The 3,159-nt window shown below is 64.5% G+C and carries 2 protein-coding genes; both read left to right on the plus strand.

The features are described from left to right. A partial coding sequence (locus tag AC5DC2_RS21835) for a M20 family metallopeptidase (RefSeq protein WP_491700003.1) occupies window positions 1-1,280 on the plus strand: 1,280 nt, incomplete at its 5' end. Between the two features lie 395 nt (window positions 1,281-1,675). Continuing rightward, a complete protein-coding gene (locus tag AC5DC2_RS21840) occupies window positions 1,676-2,842 on the plus strand; it encodes a GGDEF domain-containing protein (RefSeq protein WP_491700004.1) in 1,167 nt (388 codons plus the stop codon). The last annotated feature ends 317 nt before the right edge of the window (window positions 2,843-3,159 follow it).

The raw sequence follows: 3,159 nt of genomic DNA on the forward strand, positions 1-3,159 counted from the left end.
AATCGGCGAAGCTCCAGGCGGCGCTTCTGGAGAAATACGGGTTTTCCGTCACGCGTGGCGTTGCCGGCATCGAGACCGCCTTTTGCGGGGAATATGGCGGCGGCAGGCCGGTGATCGCGATCCTCGGCGAATTCGATGCGCTGGCCGGCATGAACCAGGTCGCCGGCATTGCCGAGGAGAAGTCCGACAAGCCGGGCGCAAGCGGCCATGGCTGCGGCCACAATCTGCTCGGCGCGGGCTCGCTTCTGGCGGCCGTGGGCCTTGCCCGGCATCTGGAAAAGACCGGCATTGCGGCCACCGTGCGCTATTATGGCTGCCCGGCGGAGGAGGGCGGCGGCGCCAAGACGATCATGGCCGAAGCCGGCGTGTTCGACGATGTCGACCTTGCGCTCACCTGGCATCCCGCGCCCTTCAACGGCGTGCGCTCCACCAATAATCTCGCCGTGATCGAATATGATATCCGCTTCAGGGGTGTGGCTGCGCACGCCTCCAACGCCGCCCATCTCGGACGTTCCGCGCTCGATGCGCTGGAGCTCACCAATATCGGCATCAATTTCCTGCGCGAACACATGCCGTCGGATTGCCGGATCCATTACGCGATCACCGAAACGGGAGGCGTTGCGGCCAATGTCGTGCAGGCGCGCGCGGCCGGCCGCTACATGATCCGGGCTCCGGAAATCGTGGGCGCGCGGGCGCTCGCCGAACGGGTGAAGAAGATCGCCGAAGGTGCTGCGATGATGACGGAAACCAGCGTCGAACTGGAACTCGGCAAGGCAACCAACAGCCTGCTGCCCAACCTCACGCTCGAAACCGCGATGCACGAGCAGATGACGGCGCTCGGTCCCGTGCCCTTTGACGAGGCCGACGAGGCTTTCGCGAAGGACATTCAGGCGACGTTCTCACAGGAGGCGATCGACAGCAGCATCCGGCTCTATCAGATCAAGGGCGATGCGCTTTCCAATACGCCGGTCGACGGAAGCCAACCGCTTCACCGGGGCTTGAGGGCATTTGAGGGCAAGTCGCATTTCCGCGCGGGTTCCACGGATGTCGGCGATGTCAGCTGGGTCGTGCCGACGGCGCAGTGCTGGGCGCCGGCATGGGCGATCGGCACCAATCCCCACACCTGGCAGGTGGTCGCCCAGGGCAAGAGCCCGGCCGCCCACAAGGCCTTTGTCCACGCCGCCAAGGCGATCGCCGCCACCGGCCTGGCCGCCGTCCGCGACCCCGGCCTGATCGAGCGGGCGAAGACCGAATGGCGCGAAAAGACAAAAGCCCGGTAAACCTGCGGCAAGGCCCGGGGCCTGCAGGACGGCGTGTCCTCCGGCGGGCAACCCGGAGGGGCATGGTCCTTGCAGCGACGAGACGCTCGGACGGTTGGAGCATCGGGCGAACAGGGGATTGCCGGTTTTTCGATAACCCGATGCGCCTGAACAAGGAGATGGATCATCGGTCGGTTCAGATTAACCGCCGGATGAGCGAAGTCGAACGCACCCGTGTCTTTCGGGCCATCCCCCTGTATATCATCAGAAAGGTGATTCCAACGCCCGGATGCTTTTGCTACCATGCGGAGGGATCTGGACGTAAACTGGCGCCCGTTCTCCGGGCTTTGTGATGGCCTCGGCAACGTTGGGTTGGCAGGCGGGAGGGGGGCGCCCGTGGCGTCGAGGGGCACCAAATGACAATCATGCAGCTGTTGATGCTGCTCGGCGGGCTGCTGATCCTGGCGGGCAGCTTCATCGTGGCCTGGTTCACAGGTGTCAGACGCTCCTATTTGCTGATGCTTTCGGCGTCCTTCCTCGTTCTCGCGCTCGCGTTCCTGGTGACCTTTCTCTTCGGCCACTACCGCCTCACGCCCCTGCTTTCCGTGGCGAACGGTCTGTTCATCGTCGCCCAGGTTCTGTTTGCGGAGGGCCTGCTTCAGCGGCGCGGCAAGACCTTCGGCGTCGCCTTCAACGTCACGGCCTTTCTGGTGCTGTTCGGCCTCTACAGCTTTTTCCAGATTTACGGCACGGCGTTTCAGCGCACGATCGTCATCAATGTCGGCCTCGTCGTGGTGATGGGGCTTGCGATGCTCAGGTTCTGGATCCGCCGCGACGACACCCTGCACGACAAGCTGATCTTCTGGACGATCATCGCGCTTGGCGTCATGCACTGCCTGCGCACCGCCGTGATGCTGTTCACCGGGATCATCGCCGATCCCAACTCGATCCTCTGGCAGGCGACGCAGATCTATATCCTGATGATCGCGATGATCCTCACGATCGAGATCCTGGCGTCGCATTTCGTCGAGTCGCTCGACCGGCTCAACACGCTGCGCGACCGCGACCGCCTGACCGGAGTGCTGAACCGCGAGGGCTTCGAACGGGCGGTCAGCGGCCTTTACAGCGAGGGCTCGTCCACGCCGGTGGCGCTGACCCTGCTCGACCTCGACAATTTCAAGCTGACCAACGATACGCTGGGCCATCCCGTCGGCGACGCCGTGCTGATGGCCTTCGGCCAGATCCTGCTCAGCGAGACGCGGGCGACGGACGTCGTCGGCCGGATCGGCGGCGACGAGTTCGCCATCCTCTCCCTCGGGCTCGATCGGCAGGGGGCCTGCGCCATGGCGGAGCGTATCCGCATCCATCTCGCCCACCGGCGCTTCCCGGAGGTCTCCGACGGGCTGGAGGCAACCTGCAGCATCGGCGTTGCCATCGCGCGCTCGGAGCGCGGCTACGAGACGCTCTACCGGATGAGCGACAACGCGCTTTACGGGGCAAAGCGGCTGGGGCGCAACCGCGTGGTTGCCGACGGCGCGCCCTCTGCCACGGCGCCGGGCGAAGTCTCGCGGGCCGGCGCCTGAAGCGGCGGGGAAGGGGCAGACGGCCGCGCCAGCGGCCCGCAGGCATGCGCTCCCAAGCTCTTGGCCATGCGTCGCTTTTTCGGGGAAGGCCGGTTTCCGCGTGTCCGATGGCGGGCAAAAGGGACCGGGTTTTCGCCCCCGGTGGGACCGGGGGCATCAAACTGTCGAATTTGGTCTTGCTTATTGCTGTCGAAAGCCTTAAACGGCGGCACTAAACCGGTTCGCCGGGTCATCCATGTTACCAGTTACAGGAAGCATTTTCATGGCAAAGGCAAAGTTTGAGCGGAGCAAACCGCACGTCAACATCGGCACGATCG

This window comes from Martelella sp. (assembly GCF_984369615.1).

Bases quoted from the DNA above. Each gene is read 5' to 3' on its own strand.
- AC5DC2_RS21840 (WP_491700004.1), top strand. From the start codon at position 1,676: ATGACAATCATGCAGCTGTTGATGCTGCTCGGCGGGCTGCTGATCCTG.